Origin of the sequence: Algibacter sp. L4_22, assembly GCF_023473045.1 — a bacterium.
Classification (GTDB): Bacteria; Bacteroidota; Bacteroidia; order Flavobacteriales; family Flavobacteriaceae; genus Algibacter.
Genome location: NZ_JAMCOK010000006.1, coordinates 183016 through 204668 on the forward strand (window position 1 = coordinate 183016; position 21653 = coordinate 204668).

At 32.3% G+C, this 21653-nt stretch carries 20 protein-coding genes; 17 read left to right on the plus strand and 3 right to left on the minus strand.

All coding sequences use genetic code 11. The features are described from left to right. Nucleotides 1–152: 152 nt before the first annotated feature. From M4I23_RS15960 to M4I23_RS15970, 3 genes are all read left to right on the plus strand, one after another. Nucleotides 153–2009 (plus strand): M1 family metallopeptidase, encoded by a 1857-nt coding sequence (locus M4I23_RS15960; protein WP_249755078.1) that lies wholly within the window; start codon nt 153–155, stop codon nt 2007–2009. A 25-nt stretch (nt 2010–2034) separates the two neighbouring features. Next, complete coding sequence (locus tag M4I23_RS15965) at nt 2035–2526, plus strand: VOC family protein (RefSeq protein WP_249755079.1); 492 nt, start codon at nt 2035–2037, stop codon at nt 2524–2526. Nucleotides 2527–2838: 312 nt separating this feature from the next. After that, nucleotides 2839–3519 (plus strand): hypothetical protein, encoded by a 681-nt coding sequence (locus tag M4I23_RS15970; protein WP_249755080.1) that lies wholly within the window; start codon nt 2839–2841, stop codon nt 3517–3519. Nucleotides 3520–3592: 73 nt separating this feature from the next. Here the strand turns inward: M4I23_RS15970 and M4I23_RS15975 are convergent, their stop codons facing one another. After that, nucleotides 3593–5905: a type IA DNA topoisomerase gene (locus M4I23_RS15975; RefSeq protein ID WP_249755081.1), complete on the minus strand. Its 2313-nt coding sequence runs from the start codon at nt 5903–5905 to the stop codon at nt 3593–3595. A 302-nt stretch (nt 5906–6207) separates the two neighbouring features. Here M4I23_RS15975 and M4I23_RS15980 point away from each other — a divergent pair, with 302 nt between their 5' ends. From M4I23_RS15980 to M4I23_RS16045, 14 genes are all read left to right on the plus strand, one after another. Next, nucleotides 6208–8241, plus strand: a complete 2034-nt coding sequence (locus M4I23_RS15980) for a tetratricopeptide repeat-containing sensor histidine kinase (protein ID WP_249755082.1) — start codon at nt 6208–6210, stop codon at nt 8239–8241. Nucleotides 8242–8245: 4 nt separating this feature from the next. Then, complete coding sequence (locus M4I23_RS15985) at nt 8246–8887, plus strand: response regulator transcription factor (protein WP_249755083.1); 642 nt, start codon at nt 8246–8248, stop codon at nt 8885–8887. Nucleotides 8888–9258: 371 nt separating this feature from the next. Continuing rightward, the gene (locus tag M4I23_RS15990) at nt 9259–9678 is read left to right on the plus strand and encodes a hypothetical protein (protein WP_158847785.1); all 420 of its coding nucleotides are present in this window, start codon (nt 9259–9261) and stop codon (nt 9676–9678) included. Between the two features lie 25 nt (nt 9679–9703). After that, nucleotides 9704–10321, plus strand: a complete 618-nt coding sequence (locus M4I23_RS15995; protein WP_249755084.1) for an SIMPL domain-containing protein — start codon at nt 9704–9706, stop codon at nt 10319–10321. A 44-nt stretch (nt 10322–10365) separates the two neighbouring features. Next, the gene (locus tag M4I23_RS16000) at nt 10366–11046 is read left to right on the plus strand and encodes a Lipl32 family lipoprotein (RefSeq protein ID WP_158847781.1); all 681 of its coding nucleotides are present in this window, start codon (nt 10366–10368) and stop codon (nt 11044–11046) included. 466 nt (nt 11047–11512) lie between these two features. After that, the gene (locus M4I23_RS16005; RefSeq protein ID WP_249755085.1) at nt 11513–12646 is read left to right on the plus strand and encodes a fibrinogen-like YCDxxxxGGGW domain-containing protein; all 1134 of its coding nucleotides are present in this window, start codon (nt 11513–11515) and stop codon (nt 12644–12646) included. Between the two features lie 154 nt (nt 12647–12800). Next, nucleotides 12801–14672 carry a radical SAM protein gene (locus tag M4I23_RS16010; protein ID WP_249755086.1) on the plus strand — a complete coding sequence of 624 codons (1872 nt, stop codon included), beginning with the start codon at nt 12801–12803 and terminating at the stop codon, nt 14670–14672. A 336-nt stretch (nt 14673–15008) separates the two neighbouring features. Continuing rightward, the gene (locus M4I23_RS16015) at nt 15009–15497 is read left to right on the plus strand and encodes a hypothetical protein (protein ID WP_249755087.1); all 489 of its coding nucleotides are present in this window, start codon (nt 15009–15011) and stop codon (nt 15495–15497) included. A gap of 137 nt (nt 15498–15634) precedes the next feature. Beyond that, entirely contained in the window at nt 15635–15940 is a 306-nt protein-coding gene (locus tag M4I23_RS16020; RefSeq protein ID WP_158847773.1) for a helix-turn-helix transcriptional regulator, read from the plus strand. A 50-nt stretch (nt 15941–15990) separates the two neighbouring features. Further along, the gene (locus M4I23_RS16025; protein ID WP_158847771.1) at nt 15991–16227 is read left to right on the plus strand and encodes a thioredoxin family protein; all 237 of its coding nucleotides are present in this window, start codon (nt 15991–15993) and stop codon (nt 16225–16227) included. A 14-nt stretch (nt 16228–16241) separates the two neighbouring features. Continuing rightward, entirely contained in the window at nt 16242–16649 is a 408-nt protein-coding gene (locus M4I23_RS16030) for an OsmC family protein (RefSeq protein ID WP_158847769.1), read from the plus strand. Then, on the plus strand, nt 16642–17619 hold the full coding sequence (locus M4I23_RS16035; protein ID WP_249755088.1) for a permease: 978 nt from the start codon (nt 16642–16644) through the stop codon (nt 17617–17619). The genes M4I23_RS16030 and M4I23_RS16035 overlap by 8 nt, the downstream gene beginning before the upstream one ends. Before the next feature lie 54 nt (nt 17620–17673). Further along, nucleotides 17674–18105: a nitrophenyl compound nitroreductase subunit ArsF family protein gene (locus M4I23_RS16040; RefSeq protein WP_249755089.1), complete on the plus strand. Its 432-nt coding sequence runs from the start codon at nt 17674–17676 to the stop codon at nt 18103–18105. Continuing rightward, complete coding sequence (locus M4I23_RS16045; RefSeq protein ID WP_249755090.1) at nt 18106–18816, plus strand: aromatic aminobenezylarsenical efflux permease ArsG family transporter; 711 nt, start codon at nt 18106–18108, stop codon at nt 18814–18816. Nucleotides 18817–18836: 20 nt separating this feature from the next. On the opposite strand, the gene M4I23_RS16050 is transcribed toward M4I23_RS16045, so the two are convergent. After that, complete coding sequence (locus tag M4I23_RS16050) at nt 18837–19415, minus strand: pentapeptide repeat-containing protein (protein ID WP_249755091.1); 579 nt, start codon at nt 19413–19415, stop codon at nt 18837–18839. 60 nt (nt 19416–19475) lie between these two features. Continuing rightward, nucleotides 19476–21623, minus strand: a complete 2148-nt coding sequence (gene recQ / locus M4I23_RS16055; RefSeq protein WP_249755092.1) for a DNA helicase RecQ — start codon at nt 21621–21623, stop codon at nt 19476–19478. Nucleotides 21624–21653: the final 30 nt, after the last annotated feature.

The window sequence follows — 21653 nt, forward strand, 5'->3', positions numbered from 1 at the left end:
CGAGCCGTTGAGATGACAATTTATGTATAAAACATCACCTCGAATTATTAAGCTGCGAATGTACGTTTTATTTTTTCGACCTTGGTTTATTTATTGCTTTTAAAACAAAAACGAGTAACTTCGTAACTATATTCAAACTATTTTAATTCTATATGAAAACCATTATTTCACTTTTTGGCTGCATCCTACTTTTGTTCTCAAGCTGCCAAAACACTAAAAAAACAGAACCTTTAATGACTTATATTGAAGAACCGCACTCGTTTGCAAAACCAAATCAAGCTGTAATAACCCATTTAGACTTGGATATTATAGTAGATTTTAAAACTGAAATTATTTCGGGAACAGCATCCTATCTAATTAGGAATAACGATGCTTCGGAAATTATACTTGATTCAAAATTTTTAGATATTGAAAACGTACAAGCCGATGGTGAAGACACGAACTTCTCTTTAGGCGCTTTTGATGAAACACTTGGGAACCCATTAAAAATTTCAATTAAAAAAGATACGAAGCAAATTACTATCTTTTATAAAACAACGAACAAAACCGAAGCACTTCAATGGTTAAAACCTCAGCAAACAGCCGATAAAGACCAACCCTTTTTATTCACACAAGGCCAAGCTATTTTAACGCGTACTTGGATCCCGATACAAGATAGCCCGCAAATTAGATTAACATACAATGCTAAAGTTGAAGTGCCAGCACAGCTTATGGCGGTTATGAGTGCAGAAAACCCAAAGGTAAAAACACAAGATGGTGTTTACTATTTTAAAATGACGCAACCTATTTCGCCTTATTTAATTGCTCTTGCTGTTGGAGACATTGCATACAAACCTATAAGCAATAGAACAGGTGTTTATGCAGAAAAATCTATGTTAGACAAAGCCTTTTATGAGTTCTCGGATATGGAAGATATGGTCGCTTCCGCGGAAAAACTTTACGGTAAATATGCATGGGAACAGTTTGATGTTATTGTGCTACCACCAAGTTTCCCGTTTGGAGGTATGGAAAACCCACGTTTAACTTTTGCAACACCAACCGTAATTGCTGGTGATAAAAGTTTAACATCGCTTATTGCTCACGAATTGGCGCATTCATGGTCTGGAAATTTAGTAACCAATGCCACTTGGGACGATTTTTGGCTTAACGAAGGTTTTACTGTTTATTTTGAAATGCGCATTATGGAAGCCCTTTACGGAAAAGATCGTGCCAATATGTTAGCTCGAATTGGTAGACAAGATTTGGAAGAAGAATTGGAAGGTTTTAAAGACACGCCAAATGATACAAAACTGAAATTACACTTAAAAGGACGCAACCCAGATGATGGCATGAACAGTATTGCATACGATAAAGGTTACCTGTTTTTAAGAACATTAGAAGAAACGGTTGGTCGTGAAAAATTTGATATTTTCTTGAAGAACTATTTTAAATCTCACGCCTTTTCAACCATGACTACCGAAAAGTTTGTAACCTATTTAAATGAAAACCTATTAATAAAAAACGGAATTACCTTCAATACAGAAGAATGGATTTACGAGCCAGGAATCCCAGAAAACCAAGCTATTATTGTTTCTGATAAATTTGAAAACGTAGAAAAAGCAGTTCTAGAGTTTGTGAAAACAAATACAATCGATAAAGCCATAACAACAGATTGGACGCCACAAGAATGGGTGCATTTTGTTCGTAATTTCCCTGAAGACATGAGTGCAGAACAAATGGGATTAATTGATAATACGTTCAATTTAACCAACTCCAACAACTCCTATATTGCAATGGTTTGGTACGAGCAAGCCATAAATCACGATTATCATGGTAATAATATAGATGAAAAAATAGAGGCTTTTTTAACTCAAGTTGGGCGTCGCTGGTATGTTTCAACCATTTACAAAGCTTTTAAAAGGAATAACAAAACAGATGAAGCTTTAGCTATTTATAGAAAAGCACGCGCAAATTATCATTCGGTTACAGCGAATACTATTGATGATATGTTAGGGTTTGAAGGAGAATAAATAATTTGAGTTATGTTGATGTTGTATGTCATTTAAGAAAAACCGGAACCATAATATGATAAAAGGACTTTTTGAAACGCATCTATTTGTTGAAAATATTGAACGGTCGATTAAATTTTATGGAAATATTCTTGAACTAAAACAATGTCATTATGAAGAAGAACGAAGAGCAGCTTTTTTCTGGATTGGAAAGGATAAGCAATCTATGCTAGGTTTATGGGAAAAACCTAAAGATGAAATTGATATCCGACATTTTGCATTTGAATGCGAGCCTGAATGGGTTATAAATCAATCTGTGAATTATCTAAAAAAGAGAAACATTGGGTGTTACAATTTTCTAAATGATGGAACTGAAAGACCAATGGTTTTTGCCTGGATACCTGCAATATCAATATATTTTAACGACCCAGATGGACATTCTCTAGAATTTATTGGGATTTTAAATGGAAAATCTAAACCTGAAAACGGAATAGTTTCTTATGAGAAATGGAAAGAACTAGATACGGAGGAAAAATAAAAACGCCATGCAATAAAATCGTATATGATTTATTACTAGTTTTAGCTTATTTACGAAAACTCTTCGGGTTTTTTATTTAATTTTTAGTTACTTAACCACGCAACAAACTATATACAAAAATGCTACTTGCAATCTCAACAAAATGAAAACACCGATGAATAGCCATGAATGATATAAATCTAAGCGCAGCAATAACTGCTATCTTAATTTACCATTTAGCAACCATTATTATTGAATATAAAATTCATAAACAACTTCAATAAGTTCTTACTTAAATAAAACCATGAGCTTTACAATAAAACACACTAAATAATGAAGGGTTTTGAAACTAATGTATTGATTCTATTACTTGCATTCATTCAATTTACAGGATATGCTCAATCAGAAAAGTATATGATAAATAATTCTATTATAACACCTCTAATAGACGGAAAAAACCCGAGTATTACATTTGAGAAACTAGTTATAGAACCAGCGAATCTATTCATTCAATCAAAACCAAGAAACGAGAATTCTCCACATATTCAACTGGAATTAAATGTAGTTGAAAACAATGCTAAATACTCTACTTTTCTTTGGTATTATAAGATCTCTAGTGATAGTATAAAAACAAACTACCCTAAAGCATATAAAAACTATTCTTTTGATTTAAAGATTAAGAAAGAGGAAGTTGCGTTAGTTATTGAAAAATTAGACTTTGGAAAAACAATATTTATTGATTTAGGTCAAAAAATTATTATTGGAAACCTTGAAATTCTGTTTAAAGATTGTGTTGGAGAATGGTCTGAGGATATAAATGGAAATCAGACAGATGCTTTTAACACTTATAATATTTCGTTATTCGAAGAAAATGACCAGAAAACCATATCTTTTATATCGCTAAATAAGGACACGAAAAAAGAACGATATATAGAATGGAAGAATTATAAAATTTTAATTTTAGAAGATTCTGAAAAAGAATTAAAGCTAAAGGTTTTTAAAACCGATTCTTAAAAACCCAATACAAGTGTCTCATAAAAACTAAAGACTTATTATATGTCCTGTCGTGGATATAGCAATAAACACGTTACACTTCGCCTTGCAATATTTTATAAACTAGTTCTTTTGTAGGCTTCTGTCCGTTAATTTTAGATTTAACAGAATCAAAAGTCATTTTAAAATCACAACCCGATTTATAAGCGCTACAACCGTAAGCCGTTTTTCCTTTTATAACGGTGCCTTTATGACATTTTGGACAGGTTAATTTATCGGAATTCTCAGATGCTGCTGTTTTTTGTGCTTTCTCTACTTTTACTTTCGGCTCTAATTTCAGATTAAAATCATCATCAAAACGTAACAGACCTTCAACTGTTCCTCCATCAATTTTAAAACCTTTTAAATTAACAGTCGACCCTTTTTGAAGCAATCGAATAAACTGCTTTTCAGATATCTTTTTCTCACCAAAACTAAAAGGCATTAAAAACTTACAACCATCCTTATAAGCGCTACAACCATAAGCCGTTTTCCCTTTTAAAAGTTGTCCTTTTTTACATTTCGGACAAACCTCAGCCATAATTCCAGCTTGTTTTTTCACTGTAGCTTTGGCCGCTCTATTTTTAACAACATTGGCTTGCGAAATATTAGCACGTTTGGTTTCACTTCGTACTTCGTAAACCAAAGCATCTACCATGCGTTTCATGTTTTTTATAAAAGCACCGGCGCTATATGTACCTTTTTCAATATCCTTTAATTGCTTCTCCCAAGACCCTGTAAGTTCGGCCGACTTTAGCAAATCATTCTGTATGGTATCAATTAACTGAACGCCCGTAATAGTTGGTAACACCTGTTTTTTGTTACGTATTATATATTTTCTTTTAAATAGCGTTTCTATAATATTGGCACGTGTAGATGGTCTACCAATACCGTTTTCTTTCATTAAATCTCGAAGTTCTTCATCGTCTACCTGCTTACCTGCTGTTTCCATAGCACGTAATAAAGTAGCCTCTGTAAATTGATTTGGCGGTTTTGTTTCCTTTTCTAAAAACGAAGGTTCGTGCGGACCTTTTTCTCCTTTTACAAAAGTTGGTAAAATCCCAGATTCTTTTTCTTTAGCATTAGGGTTTTCAAAAACCACGCGCCAACCTTTTTCTAAAATTTCTTTTCCAGTAGTTTTAAAAACAACTTTAGCTGCATTACCTAAAACAGTGGTATTAGAAACGATACAATCGTCATAAAAAACAGCAATAAATCGTTTTACAATAATATCGTAAACCTGTTGTTGATTGTATTGTAAATTAATTTGAATTCCCGTTGGAATAATAGCGTGGTGATCGGTTACTTTTTTATCGTTAAAAACCCGAGTAGATTTTTTTATTTTCTTTCCTAAAAGCGGTTGTGTTAAAGTAGAATAATTGGTTAACTTCTGAAGTATTCCTGACACTTTTGGATACACATCGTTTGGTAAAAATGTGGTATCTACTCTTGGATAGGTTACTACTTTTTGTTCATATAATTTCTGAACAATTTTCAATGTTTCATCTGCAGAAAAGCCAAACTTCGTATTACAATACACCTGTAAGCCCGTTAAATCGAACAATTTTGGCGCGTATTCTTTACCTTTTTTCTTGGTTGTAGATTGAATCTCAAAGTCGCTCTCTTTAACTCTATTTGCTAACGCTTCCCCATCTTCTTTTTTAAGAAAACGCCCTTCTTCATAACTAAAAAGCGTTTCACGATACAAGGTTTGTAGTTCCCAATACGGTTGCGGCTTAAAGTTCTCAATGTCTTTAAATCTACCAACAACCATAGCCAACGTAGGTGTTTGCACCCGACCTACGGATAGCACTTGTTTATAACCACCATGCTTTACGGTGTATAATCTAGTGGCATTCATTCCTAAAAGCCAATCGCCAATAGCTCTAGAAAAACCAGCATAATATAAATTATCGTAATCCTCAGATGGTTTCAAATTCTGAAAACCTTCTTTTATTGCTTCGGTTGTTAATGACGAAATCCATAAACGCTGTACTTTACCTTTATATTCGGCTTCATTCATCACCCATCGCTGAATAAGCTCTCCTTCTTGCCCAGCATCCCCACAATTTATAACCAATTCGGCTTTATCAAATAAACTTTTTACAATTCTAAATTGCTTCTGGATACCATCATTGGCAACCACTTTAGTTTCAAATTTCTCGGGAAGCATTGGTAAATTATTCAAATCCCAACTTTTCCAATAAGGCTTATAATCATTTGGCTCTTTAAGTGTACATAAGTGACCAAAAGTATAAGTTACTGCATAACCATTACCTTCATAATAACCATCGCGTTTAGTATTTGCACCTAATACGGTAGCAATTTCGCGGGCAACACTGGGTTTTTCGGCTATACAGACTTTCACTTAATTCAGTTTAAAATAGAAGGTGCAAAATAGTACTTTTGATGCGTATTTAAAGCAGGTTTTCTAAGGAGTTATTAACGAATTTTAATGCTTTAAAAATAATACTACCATTAGTTTATCTGTTTTAAGAGAATAATTCGTTCGAAACCATATATTTATAGGAAACTACTTTTTGTTTTAAAAAACTAGTAAATCACTGTTTTCTGGGATGATTATACGTTCCGCAATTCCTACATTTGCACATGCTTTTTAAGCCTCAAAACATAATTATTTTTCTTTGTGTATGCTATACCTCTATTTGTATGGCACAAACGGCGACTTCTATTGATAGAGAAAATAAAAAAGTAGATTCCCTTTTTTACTTTTTTAATAATGGTTTTGATAAAAAAGCATATAAACAGGCTCATAATTTATTACCTAAATTTAAAACAAATAAAGCTTTAGCAAACACCAACTTTCTGCTTGCTTATTATCATAATAAATACGCAGCTATAGATTCTTCTATTTATTATACCCAACAAGCGCTTAAAAGTAAAAGTGCTGTTAACGACTCTTTAGCAAATAGACTAACCATATTGGCTTACCAATTACTTGCTATAAACAATAAGAATAAAGGCTTGTATCATGAAAGTAAAAAATGGAATATTAAAGGCGCAGAACTAAGCGAAAAACATAACGAAACCAACTTATACTACTCACATTTACATGGATTAGCTAGTACATATATTGCATTAGGCAAGAACCAAGAAGCTTTAGATCTTTTCGAAAAATGCATTAAATATTCTAACGATGATGAAATTATTTTAGGAAGCTACATCAATTTGGGATCTATTTATTCGTCATTTAACAAATACAAAACATCAAATAATTATTTACAGAAAGCGAAAGAAATTTGTGAGAAAGACCCCAATAGAAAACAAGCCTTAATAAACGTTATTATCAATATAGGGGATAATTATTTAAATAATGGAGAAGCAAACAAAGCGCTTTTAGAATTCTACGACGCAAAAAAAACAAGTTTTCAAAACAAATTCTATAATTTAGAACTCATCGTTACAGATAAAATAGGAACTACACTGTATAATGAAAAAAGAGATAATGATGCGCTTTTAATATTTACAAGCGCTTTACCAAAAGCCATGAGTTTGGGTGCTTTAGATGTACTGATGCATAGTTATCTTATGCTGGAAAAAATTTCTGTTAGAAAAGATGATTATAACAGTGCTTATAGTTATGGAAAAAGATATTACCAGATAAAAGACTCTATAGATAACTCTCAAAAAGAAAAAGAAATTAATAGTCTAGAAATTAAATTTGAAACTCTCGAAAAAGAAAAAACTATAAAAGTATTACAGATAGAAAACTTAAATAAGAGCTTAAATATTAAGAACAAAGATGCAGATATAGAAAAATACAAACTTCAAAAAGCTATAATTGCAAAACAAAACGAAAATCAAGTCTTGCAATTACAAAATGGAGTTGAAAAGCGTAAAAATGAAATTGCACTACTTAAAGAAAAAGAGGCATTAAAAGTCGTTGAGTTAGATAGACAAAAGACCATTAAATATATTGTACTTGTTGCATTTTTTATTTTACTAATACCTATTGTGGCCCTTTTAATTATTTACTATCAAAAACTACAAGCACAAGGTTTACTTAATTTAAAAGAGAAAGAGATTAATGAGCAACGTGTTAATTCTTTAAAAAAAGATCAAGAATTAAAGTTGATTAAAGCATCTGTTGAAGGACAAAACCAAGAACGAAAAAAGATTGCACAAGAAATGCATGATAGTGTTGGGGGTAATTTAGCAGCTATAAAATTACAATTTAGTCAGCTTTCTAATCACCCCGATAATATGAAGTTAATCTACAGTCAATTAGATGACACTTATGAACAGGTAAGAAACTTATCGCACAATTTATTACCTAAAAAAATTAGAGAAAACGATTTTGTAGATTTAATTAAAGAATATATAAATACTGTTGAAGAAGCCAGTGAACTAATTATAAATGTTTCATTTTTCGATGAAGTAAAAATTAATTCTCTAACTAAAATATTACAAAATGAATTGTTTTCGATTTTTCAAGAGTTAACAACCAACACCATTAAATACGCTAAAGCCAAAACCATAGATATACAATTAGACCTTTTAAATGGATGTATATTCTTTATTTATGAAGACGATGGTATTGGGTTCGATTTATCGGTAACAACATTAGGCATTGGCTTAACGAATATAAAGAATAGAGTAGAAAATTATAACGGCATATTACATATAGATTCTAAACTCGAAAGAGGAACAAGCATCAATATAGAAATTCCTTTAAAAGCATAATAAAATGAAGCATAACCTCATTATAGCCGACGACCATAAAATGTTTTTAGATGGTTTATTAAGTATTCTAAAAACGGAAAGCAATTACAATATTCTATTTACGGCAAAGCATGGCGGCCATGTTCAAAAATATATATCAATAAATACTGAAGAAAAAATAGATCTTGTAATTACCGATGTTACCATGCCCGAAGTAGATGGTATTGCTTTAAACAAATGGATAAAAGAGACCTCCAGAAATATAAAAACGTTGGTTGTTAGTATGCATAACACGCCGGATATTATTGATTCGCTCATTGAAAACAACGTAGATGGTTATCTTCAAAAAAACGCACAAAAAGAAGAGTTTTTAAAGGCTATAGAAACTATTTTGGGAGGCGAAAAGTATTTTTCAAAAGATATTAAAGATATTTACCTTCAAAATAAGTTTGAAAAAAATAAAGAAAAGGAAATTAAATTAACAAAGCGTGAGGTTGAAGTAATCTCACTAATTGCAGAAGAGTTTACAACACAAGAAATTGCAGATAAGCTCTTTTTAAGTAAACACACTATTGAAAGCTACCGAAAAAACCTAATCACTAAGCTTAACGTTAGAAACCTTGCTGGACTTACCAAATACGCCATAAAAAAAGGGTATGTGTCTTAATAGCCTCAACATACACTAAATCAATTATACAAAAAGGTTCTATTTTATAATAGCACCTTTTTTTTGCTCCAATCTTCTTTTAAATATTAAAACAAACTAATTTAAAGGAACAAAAAAACATATTCTTCTACGTAGTTCTATTAAAACGGGAATTTTATCTAAAAAAAGCAAAACCCAAAAACCATTAATCACTAACTATCAACACAATACAAATAACACCCCTGTTTTCAGGGTATTCATTTTCACTAAATAAGGGGTTATACAGAAGAGGCTATTGGTATAAATTTGTATAAGAATATGAGAAACATCACAAAAAAAACATGGTGTTTCAATTATAAAAAACAAATTTTAACCATTAAAAAACAAAAATTATGACTTTCGGAATTACATTAATCTTATTAAGTATTATCGCAGTACCATCTTTATTATTATCAAAAAAACCTAATGCAAAAGAGCTTTTAGAAAAAATAGAACCTTACCAAGGTTGGATTGGATTAATATTATGTTTTTACGGTATTTGGGGAATTATCTTTTCAATTTTAAACTTAGGTTGGATTACAACATTTCCTATTTGGTGGGCAACATTATTAGCTGGAAGTGTTATACAATCTATTTTAGGTTTTATGTTAGGATTTAGCCTTATTAACAAGTTTGTTTTATCTAAAAATGATGCTGCAAAAGAAAAAGCAATGGTACTTAGAGAGAAATTAGCTCCAAAACAAGGCAAACTTGGTATTGTAGGATTATTTGTAGGTGCCTGGATGATAGTTGCTTCTATCTTTTTCTTTTAAAAACTAAAATTAAATTCAAATTACCATGAGAAAATTCATCTATTTAATTGTATTATTCTTTACAATACCTGTAATTTCGCAGGAGAGCAAAAACACAATTGTAGTGATTGGTGAAACAAAAAAAACAGTATTAGATGACAGTTACACCATTCTAATTGCTTTACAACAAATAATGGTTTATGAGGGACAAGGAGAAGTGGAAGCCACCTCTTTAGATCTAGTTCGAAAAAATTACATTAATAAATTAGCAGATTCAGGAATCGATTTTAGCAGATTTAGAAGAAACACATATTATGAATTTGCTATGTCTTATTCACAAAATAGAGAATCTGAGTCTTATTATTTAAAAACAACTAATAAAGAAGAAGTTAGAAAAATAATAAATCTAAAATCGGCTGGAGTGTCAATTTCGAATATAGAAGTAGAAATAACAGATTTAACAAATAAACAATTAGTAGACCTTTCAATAAAAGCCATTGATAATGCAAAACAAAAAGCAAAAGCTATAGCAAAAAAATTGAATAAAACTATTGGAGACATTGTTAACATTTCAGACCAAAACACAAACGCACAGTATATACAAAATTATGGAGCTTCAACATCTCAAGCCCATAGTGTATCAGTCTCGTTTGAATTAAAATAAAAATACGAATGTCCATAAATTAACAAAATCACTAAAAAACAAACATGAAAATTAAATTAGTAGTATTATCAGTATTCGCTTTCTGTTGTATTTTTAACGCAGAAGCTCAAAAATTAAAAAAGTTTGGAAGTTCAGTTGAAAAAAAAATTGGTCCAAAAACAATTAAAGTGCCTTATACCGACGTAATATCTTATTTAGGATATGCTTCTGTCGGAAATGAAGATGAAGTTGTAGATGGTAAAAAATTCTATTACATCTACCTATGGGTTCCTGCTGTTGCTCCAGAACTTGGTGTAAGAATGCTTTCTCCTGTAGCTAAAACAAAAGTTAAAGATGCTATAAGCTCTGCAGCTTACACAGAAAATGCTTCTTCTAGCGATTATTTCGATACTTACATTACTTTAGAGCGTTCTACTATTTTCAAAAAAGAAGATATTACTGAAGACGCTGCTAAAAATGCAACTTGGACTAAACTTGCTAGTAATGATGATAGTAGTGAAATGCCAAAACAACCTAGTGGAAGCAGCTACAATTCGTTATTAAGATATAAAAGTGAAATGGGAAGTCCTACAAAAGCTTTAACTGCTGGTTTATACCGTATTGGTTTTACAACTTACAAAACAGGAGAAGTTAAAGGAACATTTTTAGCAGAAGTTGCTGCCCCAGTAAAATTACCTGGTGTTGTAATGGCTAAAACCATAGAAGAACTTAAAAAAGGACTATAATACAAAAACAGACATTCGTATTTTAATTAAACACCTCTTTATGCAAATAAAGAGGTGTTTCTTGTTATGCTAAATAGGGTTTACTTAATACCTTTTAGATTGAAAGTGAAAAACATAAATTTTGATACATTTTCAAAACACAATTTCTTATAAGCTATTAGTCTTTATTTTTTCTAAACAATGAGTAGTTTAAAGAAAAATACATCAGCTTTTTTAAAATAAAATTATCAAAAACAGATTAGCTTAAAAAGCCATTCAAAAATTCAAATATTATGATTATACGACTAAAACTTGAAAGGTTTTAATTATCCCTTATAGCCTATTTTAACTACCTATAACGCGTATTCGTAAGAAAAATTTAACAGTAAAAAATATCATTTTTTACTAAAATAAATATTGTATATATTCGTGTAATTAAACAAATATTCTCTCCCTCAACATGAACAAAATTCCGCTCTTAAAAATCTTGATATGCCTTATCAGTTTTAATAGTTTTTCGCAAGTAGGTATAGGAACAACCACTCCAGATCCTTCTTCTATTTTAGATATCCAATCAACAACTCAAGGATTCTTGCCTCCTAGAATGACCACCACAGAATTAAACGCTATTATCTCTCCTGCTGAAGGATTGTTAGTATTTAATACAGATTATAAATGCTTTCAGTTTTTTAACGGAACCAATTGGTCTGGATGTTTAAGTGAAACGCCAATTAATAAGCTAGACTGTAGCTCTAGCCATGCCAATGGCTCTTACCTTTTAAACTCTCCTTTAAATACAAACCATACTATTACCATAGATGTCCTCGTAAATAAAATAGACAGCTATACCATCCAAACAAATACTGTTAACGGTTATAGTTTTAATGCTTCTGGAACATTTTCTGCAATAGGTATAAACACCATTACGCTAAATGGCACAGGTACACCATTGGCGATACAAACAGATACGTTTACTATAGACTTTGTTGGAACCAGTTTTACTTGTAATATAGATATTAATGTTAGCGATACACCTCTTGCAAATTGTTTAGAGTATTTAAACTCAGGAAGTACAACCGACGGCATTTATACCGTAGATCCAGATGGTACAGGAGGAAACGTACCTTTTGATTGTTATTGCGATATGACTAATGATGGCGGTGGCTGGACCTTAGTTTTTAATCATAATACCTTAGGGTATATTGCATCTACTTACTTTTGGGCAAATGATGCAGAGGCAAACGAATTTAACGTGGCTTCTCCTGGACTAACAACGAATAAATATTCCATTTTAAGTAAATTAGATGATATTAAAAGCAATACAGCCTACGAGTTTAGGCTTTACTACCCTACCCTTGGTTTAACCAACCATTGGAGCCAGACCTTCGATCCAAGAAGTGGAGGATCTCCAACAAGCCCTGTAGCAGGTTACACTCCTATCAATATAAATATGACGAATAATGGATGGGGTGGTCTAGAATCTAACAGCAACAGCACTTTTTTAGATGGTACAGTAAACCATGTTAATTGGTTTTACTCTATAGGGAGCAGATCTGAGTATAATAACGGAATTCCAGCTAATTCTGGTGCTGTAACTCAAGTTCAATTATTTGTGAGGTAATTAAAACATACATATTCGGTATCGCTACTTTTTTAGATGAATAAGATATATAAAGTGATTTTTAATCTCTATTTTTCTAAAACAATTTGCCTTATAATCTTAAAGGGTTATAAATTTTTCAATGCATTTATTTTAAAGACTCTATCTTTGCACGATGCAGCCCAAAGTCCTTTTTATTACACCACCGTTTACGCAGTTAAACACAGCTTATCCAGCAACCGCTTATCTAAAAGGATTTCTGGAAATTCATGATATATCTGTACCCCATTGCGATTTAAGCATTGAGTTATTTACGGCGGTTTTTTCTAGTGGCTTTTTACGCGATATGTTTGCGGAAGCTCAAGAATTGGATAATAACCATTACCCAGAAGTTAGCAGGATGAAAGCCCAATACATTTCATGTGTAGATGTAGTTATTGCATTTCTACAAAAGCACGATTTAAAAACAGCAAAGAATATCTTAAACGTAGATTTTTTACCAGCTGGACATCGCTTAAAACATGTTAACACCAAAATTAAATGGGCAGGTGGCGATATCGGAATCATCGATAAAGCCAAGCATCACGCAACCCTTTTTATTGAAGAAATAGGCGATTTTATTCAAGCCAATGTCGACGAGTTTTTTGCATTCACAAAATATGCCGAGCAAATAGCAACCTCAGCAAGTAGCTTCAATCAAATAGACGAGTTCCTAAGTTACCAACCCACACTCATAGAAGAGAAAATGTTGGATATCTTAGTCGCTCAAATTAAAAATCACAACCCCAAATTAGTTTGTTTCACCATTCCTTTTCCAGGTAATTTGTTTGCAGCCCTACGCTGTTCGCAATTTATAAAACAACTTTTTCCAGATATTTATGTTGCTTTTGGCGGCGGATATTGCAACACAGAATTACGATCTCTCGAAGATCCTAGAATTTTTGAATTTGTAGATTTCATTTCTCTGGACGATGGAGAAGGTCCGTTATTAAAATTGGTAAGTTACCTCGAAGGCAAAATCGATATAAACCAACTGGAGCGTACCTTTGTGCTAGAAAACAACCAAGTGGTTTACAAGAACAAAACCCCGAACACCATTTACCATCATAGAAACCTACCTGCTCCAAATTATTCAGGTTTACCTTATCATAAATACATATCCTTTCTAGATGTTGTAAACCCCATGCACCGTATGTGGACAGATGCCAGATGGAACAAACTCACCATTTCTCACGGCTGTTACTGGAAACAATGTTCCTTTTGCGATGTAAACCTAGATTATATTGGTAATTATCAAAACACAACCGCAGACGATTTAGTAAATAAAATCGAAAAAATAATTAAGGACACTGGCATTACAGGTTTTCATTTTGTGGACGAAGCCGCTCCACCAAAAATGTTGCGCGCCCTATCCAACACATTAATAGAACGCAACCTAAACATCACATGGTGGACCAACATTAGGTTCGAAAAAACATTCGATTTCGAGTTATGTCAACTAATGGAAAAATCGGGATGCATAGCCGTTACAGGCGGATTAGAAGTAGCATCAGATCGCCTATTATCTAAAATGAAAAAAGGCGTCGATATCGCTCAAGTAACCAGAGTAACCCATAATTTCTCACAAAATAACATCATGGTTCACGCCTACCTCATGTATGGCTTCCCAACCGAAACGGAACAAGAAACCATAGATTCACTCGAAATTGTTAGGCAATTATTCGAAAAAAACTGTATCCAATCTGCTTTTTGGCACCAATTCACAACCACAATCCATAGCCCTATTGGTAAAAACCCAGAAGCATTCGGAATCACAATAACAGGCCCTGTTTTCGAAGGTTTTGCCCAAAACGATTTATACCATAAAGATCCCCAAGGCGCCAATCATCCTAAATACACAAAAGGCTTAAACCTCGCATTACACAACTATTTAAACAATGCAGGGTTCAACACTCCCTTACAAAACTGGTTTAACTTTCCCGTACTTCCAACCAGTCACTCTAAAAATTTAATCGAAAGCTTTTTATTAGAAGTAACCGTAAAATAATTTGGGCCTTACCCGAAAAGGGTCGGGCTTTACGTTACAAGTCCTCGCACTTCCTTCGTCAGGCTGTGGGCTTTTCTCTGCAATCCCTAACGCTGGGTTATTTGCTTAGATAAACTCCTAACTTTAAATTCATGGTTAATTTACTTAGTTTTAATAGTAATAAACGAAGTTGCCTTTATGAGAAATAAAGTATAAATTCGTTTGATTATAGAGACGAAAATATTTAATTAATTATCACCCATAAAGATTTTATGTGGCAATTCAGAAATCTATTCTACGGATAAGCAACAAGAAAAACTAACGTATCAAAGACTAGAGCTATCAAAAACAAATTTAATGAAATTCCTATCCCTTCTTAAATCACGAACAGAACATCTTGAAATAGATCTAAGCATAGACGATTTAAAAAAACGACTTAACAGCAACGGGAAAACATTTCATTTTAATTGGCAATACCAAAATGATTTCATCATTAGCCTAAATTTTTCTTTTGGCTCAAACAAATTATTCGATATTAATTATCATAATACCAAAAGTGACATTATTGCAAATGGTACTTTAAAAGAACTCACTAAACAGAAAACCCAAATAATTTTAGAAACCAAGAGCAAATATTGGTTAACATTTTTGCTCATTATACCTGCTATTTTATTTATTGTAAACTTATTCTTGAAACTATGGATTCTTGTTCCACTCTACTTCTTTTTTCCTTTATTTTTAATGCTCATTTTAAATATAATGGACAGTGAAGAAAAACGGCTCATTAGAAATTTTAAAACATTTTTGAGTACTGAAACTAATACCTTACAAGAACAAAATAAATAGTTCCTTACTACTAATTAGAGGATACTACAACAAGAGGCCTTTTAAACTAAAGAAAAGAAACCTATTTTAAATATATAGAAAGGTGATAAATATCATCTTCCAACTAAAAAACCCATCGTACATTTGCGATAAGAGATATGAAAAGAAGTTTAGAACATATAGAATACAAGGAAGATACAGAAACTCTAGCAAAATTTGCTAAAGCTTTAGCCCACCCAACACGTATTGCCATTTTAAAGCACCTTGAAAACCAATCGTGCTGTTTTACTGGTGATTTGGTTGAAGTCTTTCCTTTGGCACAATCTACAATTTCTCAACACCTTAAAGAGCTTAAAAACGCTGGTTTAATTCAAGGTGAATTAAAACCGCCCAAAATAAAGTACTGTATCGATCAAAAGAATTGGAGTATTGCCAAATCATTATTTCAGCAATTTTTTGATTGATATTTTTTATTAAACATATCGTTTATTGACGATAAACAAATACAAATATTATGAGTAAAGTAATTAAAATTCTAGGAACTGGGTGTCCAAAATGTCAAACTATGACAGGTGTTGTTAAAGATGTAGTATCGGAAAACAATATTGATGCAACTATTGAAAAAGTTGAGGATATCGAAGAAATCATGAAATTCAATGTTATGAGTACACCAGCATTGGTCATTGATGGTGTTATTACAATAAAAGGCAGAATACCTTCAAAAAACGAAGTATTAGCCCTTTTAAACTAATTAAATTTTAGGTTATGAATTATCAAATCAAAGCATCTTCTATCTCAGATGAAGATGCTGTTATTCATATAAAAGAATCGAATATAGATTTTGGGACAACTCCAAAAACAGCTAAAACCTTGCCTAATCCGGCAGAATTATTCTTAGGGTCGTTTGCTGCATGCATGCTTAAAAATGTAGAACGTTTTTCTGCTATGATGAAATTCACATATACTAAAACCACACTTGAAGTTAATGCCACGCGTCTTGAAAATCCACCAAGGATGGATAATCTAACTTATACTTTAACAATCTACAGTAACGATAAAAAGTTAAATACAGATTTGTTAAAAAAGAACATCGAAAAGTTTGGAACAATCTATAATACCGTAAAAATGTCTTGTAACATTTCTGGCACAATTAAAACAATTAAAAATGTTTGATTGGATACAAAATATAGCAGATTGGTTTGTTTATGATGTTGTGAACTTAAACAAAGAACAACATCTGGCAGAAGCTCTAAATTTCTTTATTTATGATACAGTAAAAATTCTATTACTTCTTTTAGTAATTATATTTTTAATGGGCATAATTAACAGCTACTTCCCTATAGATAAGGTTAAAAACTATCTTTCAAGAAATAAATTATACGGTTTAGAATATTTAGTGGCCAGTCTTTTTGGAGTCGTAACACCATTCTGTTCATGCTCTTCCGTTCCGTTATTTATTGGTTTTGTAAGAGGAGGAATACCATTGGGTGTCACCTTTGCATTTTTAATTACGTCTCCTTTAGTTAATGAAGTTGCCATCGGACTTTTTGTTGGCCTATTTGGAGTTAAAACCACTATTATTTATGTAATTAGCGGTATTTTATTAGGTACAATTTCAGGCGTTATTCTTCAGAAATTAAAATTGGAAGCTTATTTAACACCTTGGGTAAAAAATATTTTAGCAAATGCACAAAAAGAGCAAGATACCTTTATTGCCGAAAAACAAACTTTAAAACAACGGTTGCCAATAATTTGGGACGAAGTACTAAATATTCTTAAAGGTATTATTCCTTATGTTATTGTAGGTATTGCGATTGGAGGACTAATGCATGGTTATATTCCAGAAGGTTTCTTTGAGAAATATATGGCGAAAGACAATCTTTTTGCTGTACCCATTGCTACTATTTTAGCAGTACCCATGTACTCTAACGCATCTGGAATACTACCTGTAGCTCAGGTTTTAGTAGCAAAAGGTATTCCGTTGGGCACTGCAATTGCCTTTATGATGGGTGTTGTTGGTTTATCCTTACCAGAAGCCATGCTCTTAAAAAAAGTGATGACATTAAAACTGATTGCTATCTTTTTTAGTGTGGTTACCTTCTGCATTATTATTTCAGGCTATTTATTCAACATATTATTATAATCATAAATAAATTATACAATGAAATTGAAGATCCAAAAAAACAAAATTAAAGTAATGAGTAAAATATTCACAGTTTTAGCCATCGGAATGATGCTAATAGCTTGTAAAGAACAAAGCAAAAATAAAGAACTATCTTTAGATCAATCTATTTCAAAAATAGAAGTTTTAGACTTCCACTCTACCCACAGATGCATGACTTGTAAAGCCATTGAAGCAAATACAAAATATACATTAGATACTTATTTTTCAAAAGAACTAGAAGCTAAAGAAATCACATTTCAAGTTATTGATGTCGACAAAAAGGAGAACGAAAAAATTGCTGAAAAATTCGAAGCCTCAGGAACTGCTTTAATTATTAATGTAATAAAAAATGGTAAAGAAAAACAAATTGATTTAACCGAATTTGCCTTTATGGAAGGAAATGACCAAGATGTGTTTTCTAAAGAATTAAAAGCCAAAATTGACACGGAATTAAAGACCTTATAAATGGATTTTTTACAATCTCTTTTAGAGGATTATAACGTTCCTATTCTATCGGCATTTATACTCGGATTAATGACAGCCATAAGCCCGTGCCCTTTGGCAACCAATATAACAGCAACTGCTTATATCTCAAAAAATATTTCAAGCAAACGGAAAGTTTTTTTAAGTGGGTTATTATACTCTTTAGGAAGAGGGTTTAGTTATACTGCAATTGGGTTGATATTATATTTTGGTGCAAGCAAATTTCATATTGCTCGATTTTTTAATCAGAATGGAGAGAAGTATTTAGGCCCTTTATTAATAATCATTGGGCTGATTATGTTAAACATTATCAAACTCAATTTTTTAGGAAAATCGAATTTTCAGGAAAAATTATCAGATAAATTTAAAGATAAAGGATTACTAGGTTCTTTTTTGATAGGTGTGGTTTTTGCTTTAGCATTTTGTCCATATAGCGGTGCCTTATTTTTTGGCATGCTAATCCCAATGACCATTACATCCGCAAACGGACTTTATTTACCCATTATATTCGCATTCGGAACAGGGTTACCAGTAATTCTTTTTACTTATTTATTAGCCTTTACAGCCGGAAAAGTTGGGGTTTTCTATAATAGAATTACTAAAATTGAAAAGGTAATGCGAACAGTTGCAGGTATCGTTTTTATATTAACAGGATTGTATTATGTTTCCATTTTCATGGGAATATTGCAATAGTAACTCAAAAAACAGAAGAATTAAACAGCTTCAATCTCAACCCCATAAACGGCTAAAAGCCCAGCCACACCATCTAACGAAAACTTGGCACCTTTTATTCTATTCTTTTCAGGATGAATATTATAATTAATCGCTTTTCGGAAATCTGTTTTTTCTAGATTCGTATTTTCAAAAGTAGCGCCTTGTAAATCGCAATCATTAAAACTTGACGCGCTTAAATTACTTTCAGTAAAATCTACAGTTATTAGCTTAGAGTTAGAAAACTGCACATGTTTTAATTCCATTTGATAAAAAGAAGCATGATTTAATTGGCAATCTTTAAACTGTAAAGCAAAACCAAACGGGTTACAACTTTCAAAATGCAAACCCAATAATTTACAGCCTACAAATTTAACATCCTGAAAAGTAGAACCTGTAATATCTGAAGAGCTCAAATTACAGTCGATAAATTCACATTCTAAAAATTGTACACCCGACAATAAACCTTCAGAAAAGTTACAATTCTTAAACGTGCAATACTCGTAATCGGCCTTAGGTAATCGGTTTTTGGAGAAATCTTGTTTACTAAAAACCTCGTCTTCAATTAAATCTGTCGGCATATTTTTCAGTTTTATTAAAATCGAAGTTAATTAATTTTCAGTTAAAAAAACAGAAACTCTTTAGTCTTTATCAATAACACTTAATGCTAAACGTATTTTAAAATAATCTATCGATTCATTAAAATATTCAAAATATGCTCGTAAGGCTTTTGGACCATCTAATTCTTTTTTGGCTTTTTGAACAGCTTCTACTTCACTTTTACTCACAAAATCGTAGATGTTTATTTTTTTACCTGTACTATACAATTTTGCAATATGTGAGTAAACGGTTGTTGTTCCTAATTTGCGTTGCATAGCAATTTCATCTATAGATAAACCCGATTGATAAAGTTCGTAAGTTTTTAAATATGTATCTCCTTTTTTTGTTTTCTTAGGTTTTGACCCCATGAAATTCATGATTTCTGCCATAAATTCATCACCATAAACTTCAAGCTTACGCTGCCCTACTCCACTAATCCTTAAAAAATCATCTTCACTTAATGGGCGTTCCTTTTCAATTTCTTTTAAAGTAGCATCACTAAACACCAAATAAGCAGGAATATCTTCTTCTTGGGCAATTTTATAACGCAATCTGCGTAAGCGTTCAAATAAATTATCGGTTGGTGCTTTGGCTTTAGTACGTGTTTTTGTCCTTGTTTTTGTTGCTCGCGTGCGTTTCTCCTTAACCACAGGTTTTATTTCGGTAACAGCAACAGGTTTTGTAAGGGCTACTTTTGCACCTTTAAACAACACGTTATTAGAAAATTCGGTAAGTTGCAAGGCATTATTTTTATGAAATGCTATTTCGCAAAACCCTTGATTTATAAGCTGAATTACAAAATATTGCCAATGTTTCCAGGCAATATCATTCCCAATACCAAAGGTGCGTACATTTTGATATCCCTTTGCCAAAACAGCCGCATTTTGAGAACCGCGGAGCACATCGATAATCATACCCATGGCTTCTTTTTCTTGTAAACGATACACTGCCGAAAGAATTTTTTGAGCGATAATAGTACCATCAAAAAATTGTGGTGGATTTTTACAAACATCACAATTACCGCAGTCATCGCCTAATAACTCACCAAAATAACCAAGTAAAATTTTCCGTCTGCAAGTGTTAGCTTCTGCAAACTGTTTCATCCTGTCAAGTTTAGCAATCTGCACGGCTTCATTAGATGCGCCACTTGCAAAATTTTGTAACTGAATAACATCGGCATAGCTATGAAACAACAAAGCATGCGATTTTAATCCATCTCGACCAGCGCGACCAATTTCTTGATAGTAGCCTTCAATATTTTTAGGCATATTGTAATGCACTACCCAACGCACGTTAGATTTATCAATACCCATCCCGAAAGCCACTGTAGCACAAACTATTTGGGTTTTATCACGAATAAAAGATTCTTGAACCTTACTTCGTTTATCAAAGTTTAAACCAGCGTGGTAAGCTTCTGCTGGAATTTTATTTGCTTTTAATTTTTTTGCAAGTTGCTCTGTTGTTTTTCTGCTTAAGCAATAAATAATTCCCGATTGGTTTGGTCTAGAATTTATAAACTTGACAACTTGTGAAATTCGATTATTCGCCGCTCGTACTTCCAAACCAATATTTTTTCTATCGAAAGATGAAATAAACAGTTGCGCATGTTCTATACGGAGTTGTTTGGCTATATCTTCTCGTGTAGCTTTATCTGCAGTTGCTGTTAATGCTATAAAAGGCGTATTAGGAAGAGTCGATTTCAAAAAACCAAGCTGCTGATACGATGGACGAAAATCGTGTCCCCAAGAAGAAATACAATGCGCCTCGTCTATCGCAATACAGCTAATATATTTTTCGGTTAAAATATTTTGTAGTGAAGCTAAACTTTCTGGAGCTACGTAAAGTAATTTTATTTCGGCTCGAATTACGTTTTCTATAATGGATGATTGCTCTAAACCACTTTGGCTACTGTTGAAATACTCTGCGGATATTCCGTTGGCATTCAAACCATCTACTTGGTCTTTCATTAAAGCTATTAAAGGCGAAATTACAAGAGTAACCCCTTTAAAAGATAAAGCCGGAAGTTGAAAACACATAGATTTACCACCGCCTGTTGGCATAATAACCAAGCAATCTTTTTTGTTTAAAACGGCTTCTACAATTTCTTGTTGATTGGCTCTAAAACTATCGTAACCAAAATAGTTTTTTAAATTTGAAAACACCTCGTTCGTGGTGGTTGCTTCTGGCATTAACTATAATCTAATAAGTAAGTATGAAAA

What these genes read in the sequence shown, in the direction of transcription:
- M4I23_RS15970 (WP_249755080.1), top strand. Translation starts at nt 2,839, where the DNA reads ATGAAGGGTTTTGAAACTAATGTATTGATTCTATTACTTGCATTCATT.
- M4I23_RS15960 (WP_249755078.1), top strand. Translation starts at nt 153, where the DNA reads ATGAAAACCATTATTTCACTTTTTGGCTGCATCCTACTTTTGTTCTCA.
- M4I23_RS15990 (WP_158847785.1), top strand. Translation starts at nt 9,259, where the DNA reads ATGACTTTCGGAATTACATTAATCTTATTAAGTATTATCGCAGTACCA.
- M4I23_RS15985 (WP_249755083.1), top strand. Translation starts at nt 8,246, where the DNA reads ATGAAGCATAACCTCATTATAGCCGACGACCATAAAATGTTTTTAGAT.
- M4I23_RS16035 (WP_249755088.1), top strand. Translation starts at nt 16,642, where the DNA reads ATGTTTGATTGGATACAAAATATAGCAGATTGGTTTGTTTATGATGTT.
- M4I23_RS16045 (WP_249755090.1), top strand. Translation starts at nt 18,106, where the DNA reads ATGGATTTTTTACAATCTCTTTTAGAGGATTATAACGTTCCTATTCTA.
- M4I23_RS16040 (WP_249755089.1), top strand. Translation starts at nt 17,674, where the DNA reads ATGAGTAAAATATTCACAGTTTTAGCCATCGGAATGATGCTAATAGCT.
- M4I23_RS16010 (WP_249755086.1), top strand. Translation starts at nt 12,801, where the DNA reads ATGCAGCCCAAAGTCCTTTTTATTACACCACCGTTTACGCAGTTAAAC.
- M4I23_RS16025 (WP_158847771.1), top strand. Translation starts at nt 15,991, where the DNA reads ATGAGTAAAGTAATTAAAATTCTAGGAACTGGGTGTCCAAAATGTCAA.
- M4I23_RS16000 (WP_158847781.1), top strand. Translation starts at nt 10,366, where the DNA reads ATGAAAATTAAATTAGTAGTATTATCAGTATTCGCTTTCTGTTGTATT.
- M4I23_RS15965 (WP_249755079.1), top strand. Translation starts at nt 2,035, where the DNA reads ATGTCATTTAAGAAAAACCGGAACCATAATATGATAAAAGGACTTTTT.
- M4I23_RS15995 (WP_249755084.1), top strand. Translation starts at nt 9,704, where the DNA reads ATGAGAAAATTCATCTATTTAATTGTATTATTCTTTACAATACCTGTA.
- M4I23_RS16050 (WP_249755091.1), bottom strand. Translation starts at nt 19,415, where the DNA reads ATGCCGACAGATTTAATTGAAGACGAGGTTTTTAGTAAACAAGATTTC.
- recQ (WP_249755092.1), bottom strand. Translation starts at nt 21,623, where the DNA reads ATGCCAGAAGCAACCACCACGAACGAGGTGTTTTCAAATTTAAAAAAC.
- M4I23_RS16030 (WP_158847769.1), top strand. Translation starts at nt 16,242, where the DNA reads ATGAATTATCAAATCAAAGCATCTTCTATCTCAGATGAAGATGCTGTT.
- M4I23_RS15980 (WP_249755082.1), top strand. Translation starts at nt 6,208, where the DNA reads ATGGCACAAACGGCGACTTCTATTGATAGAGAAAATAAAAAAGTAGAT.
- M4I23_RS16015 (WP_249755087.1), top strand. Translation starts at nt 15,009, where the DNA reads ATGAAATTCCTATCCCTTCTTAAATCACGAACAGAACATCTTGAAATA.
- M4I23_RS16020 (WP_158847773.1), top strand. Translation starts at nt 15,635, where the DNA reads ATGAAAAGAAGTTTAGAACATATAGAATACAAGGAAGATACAGAAACT.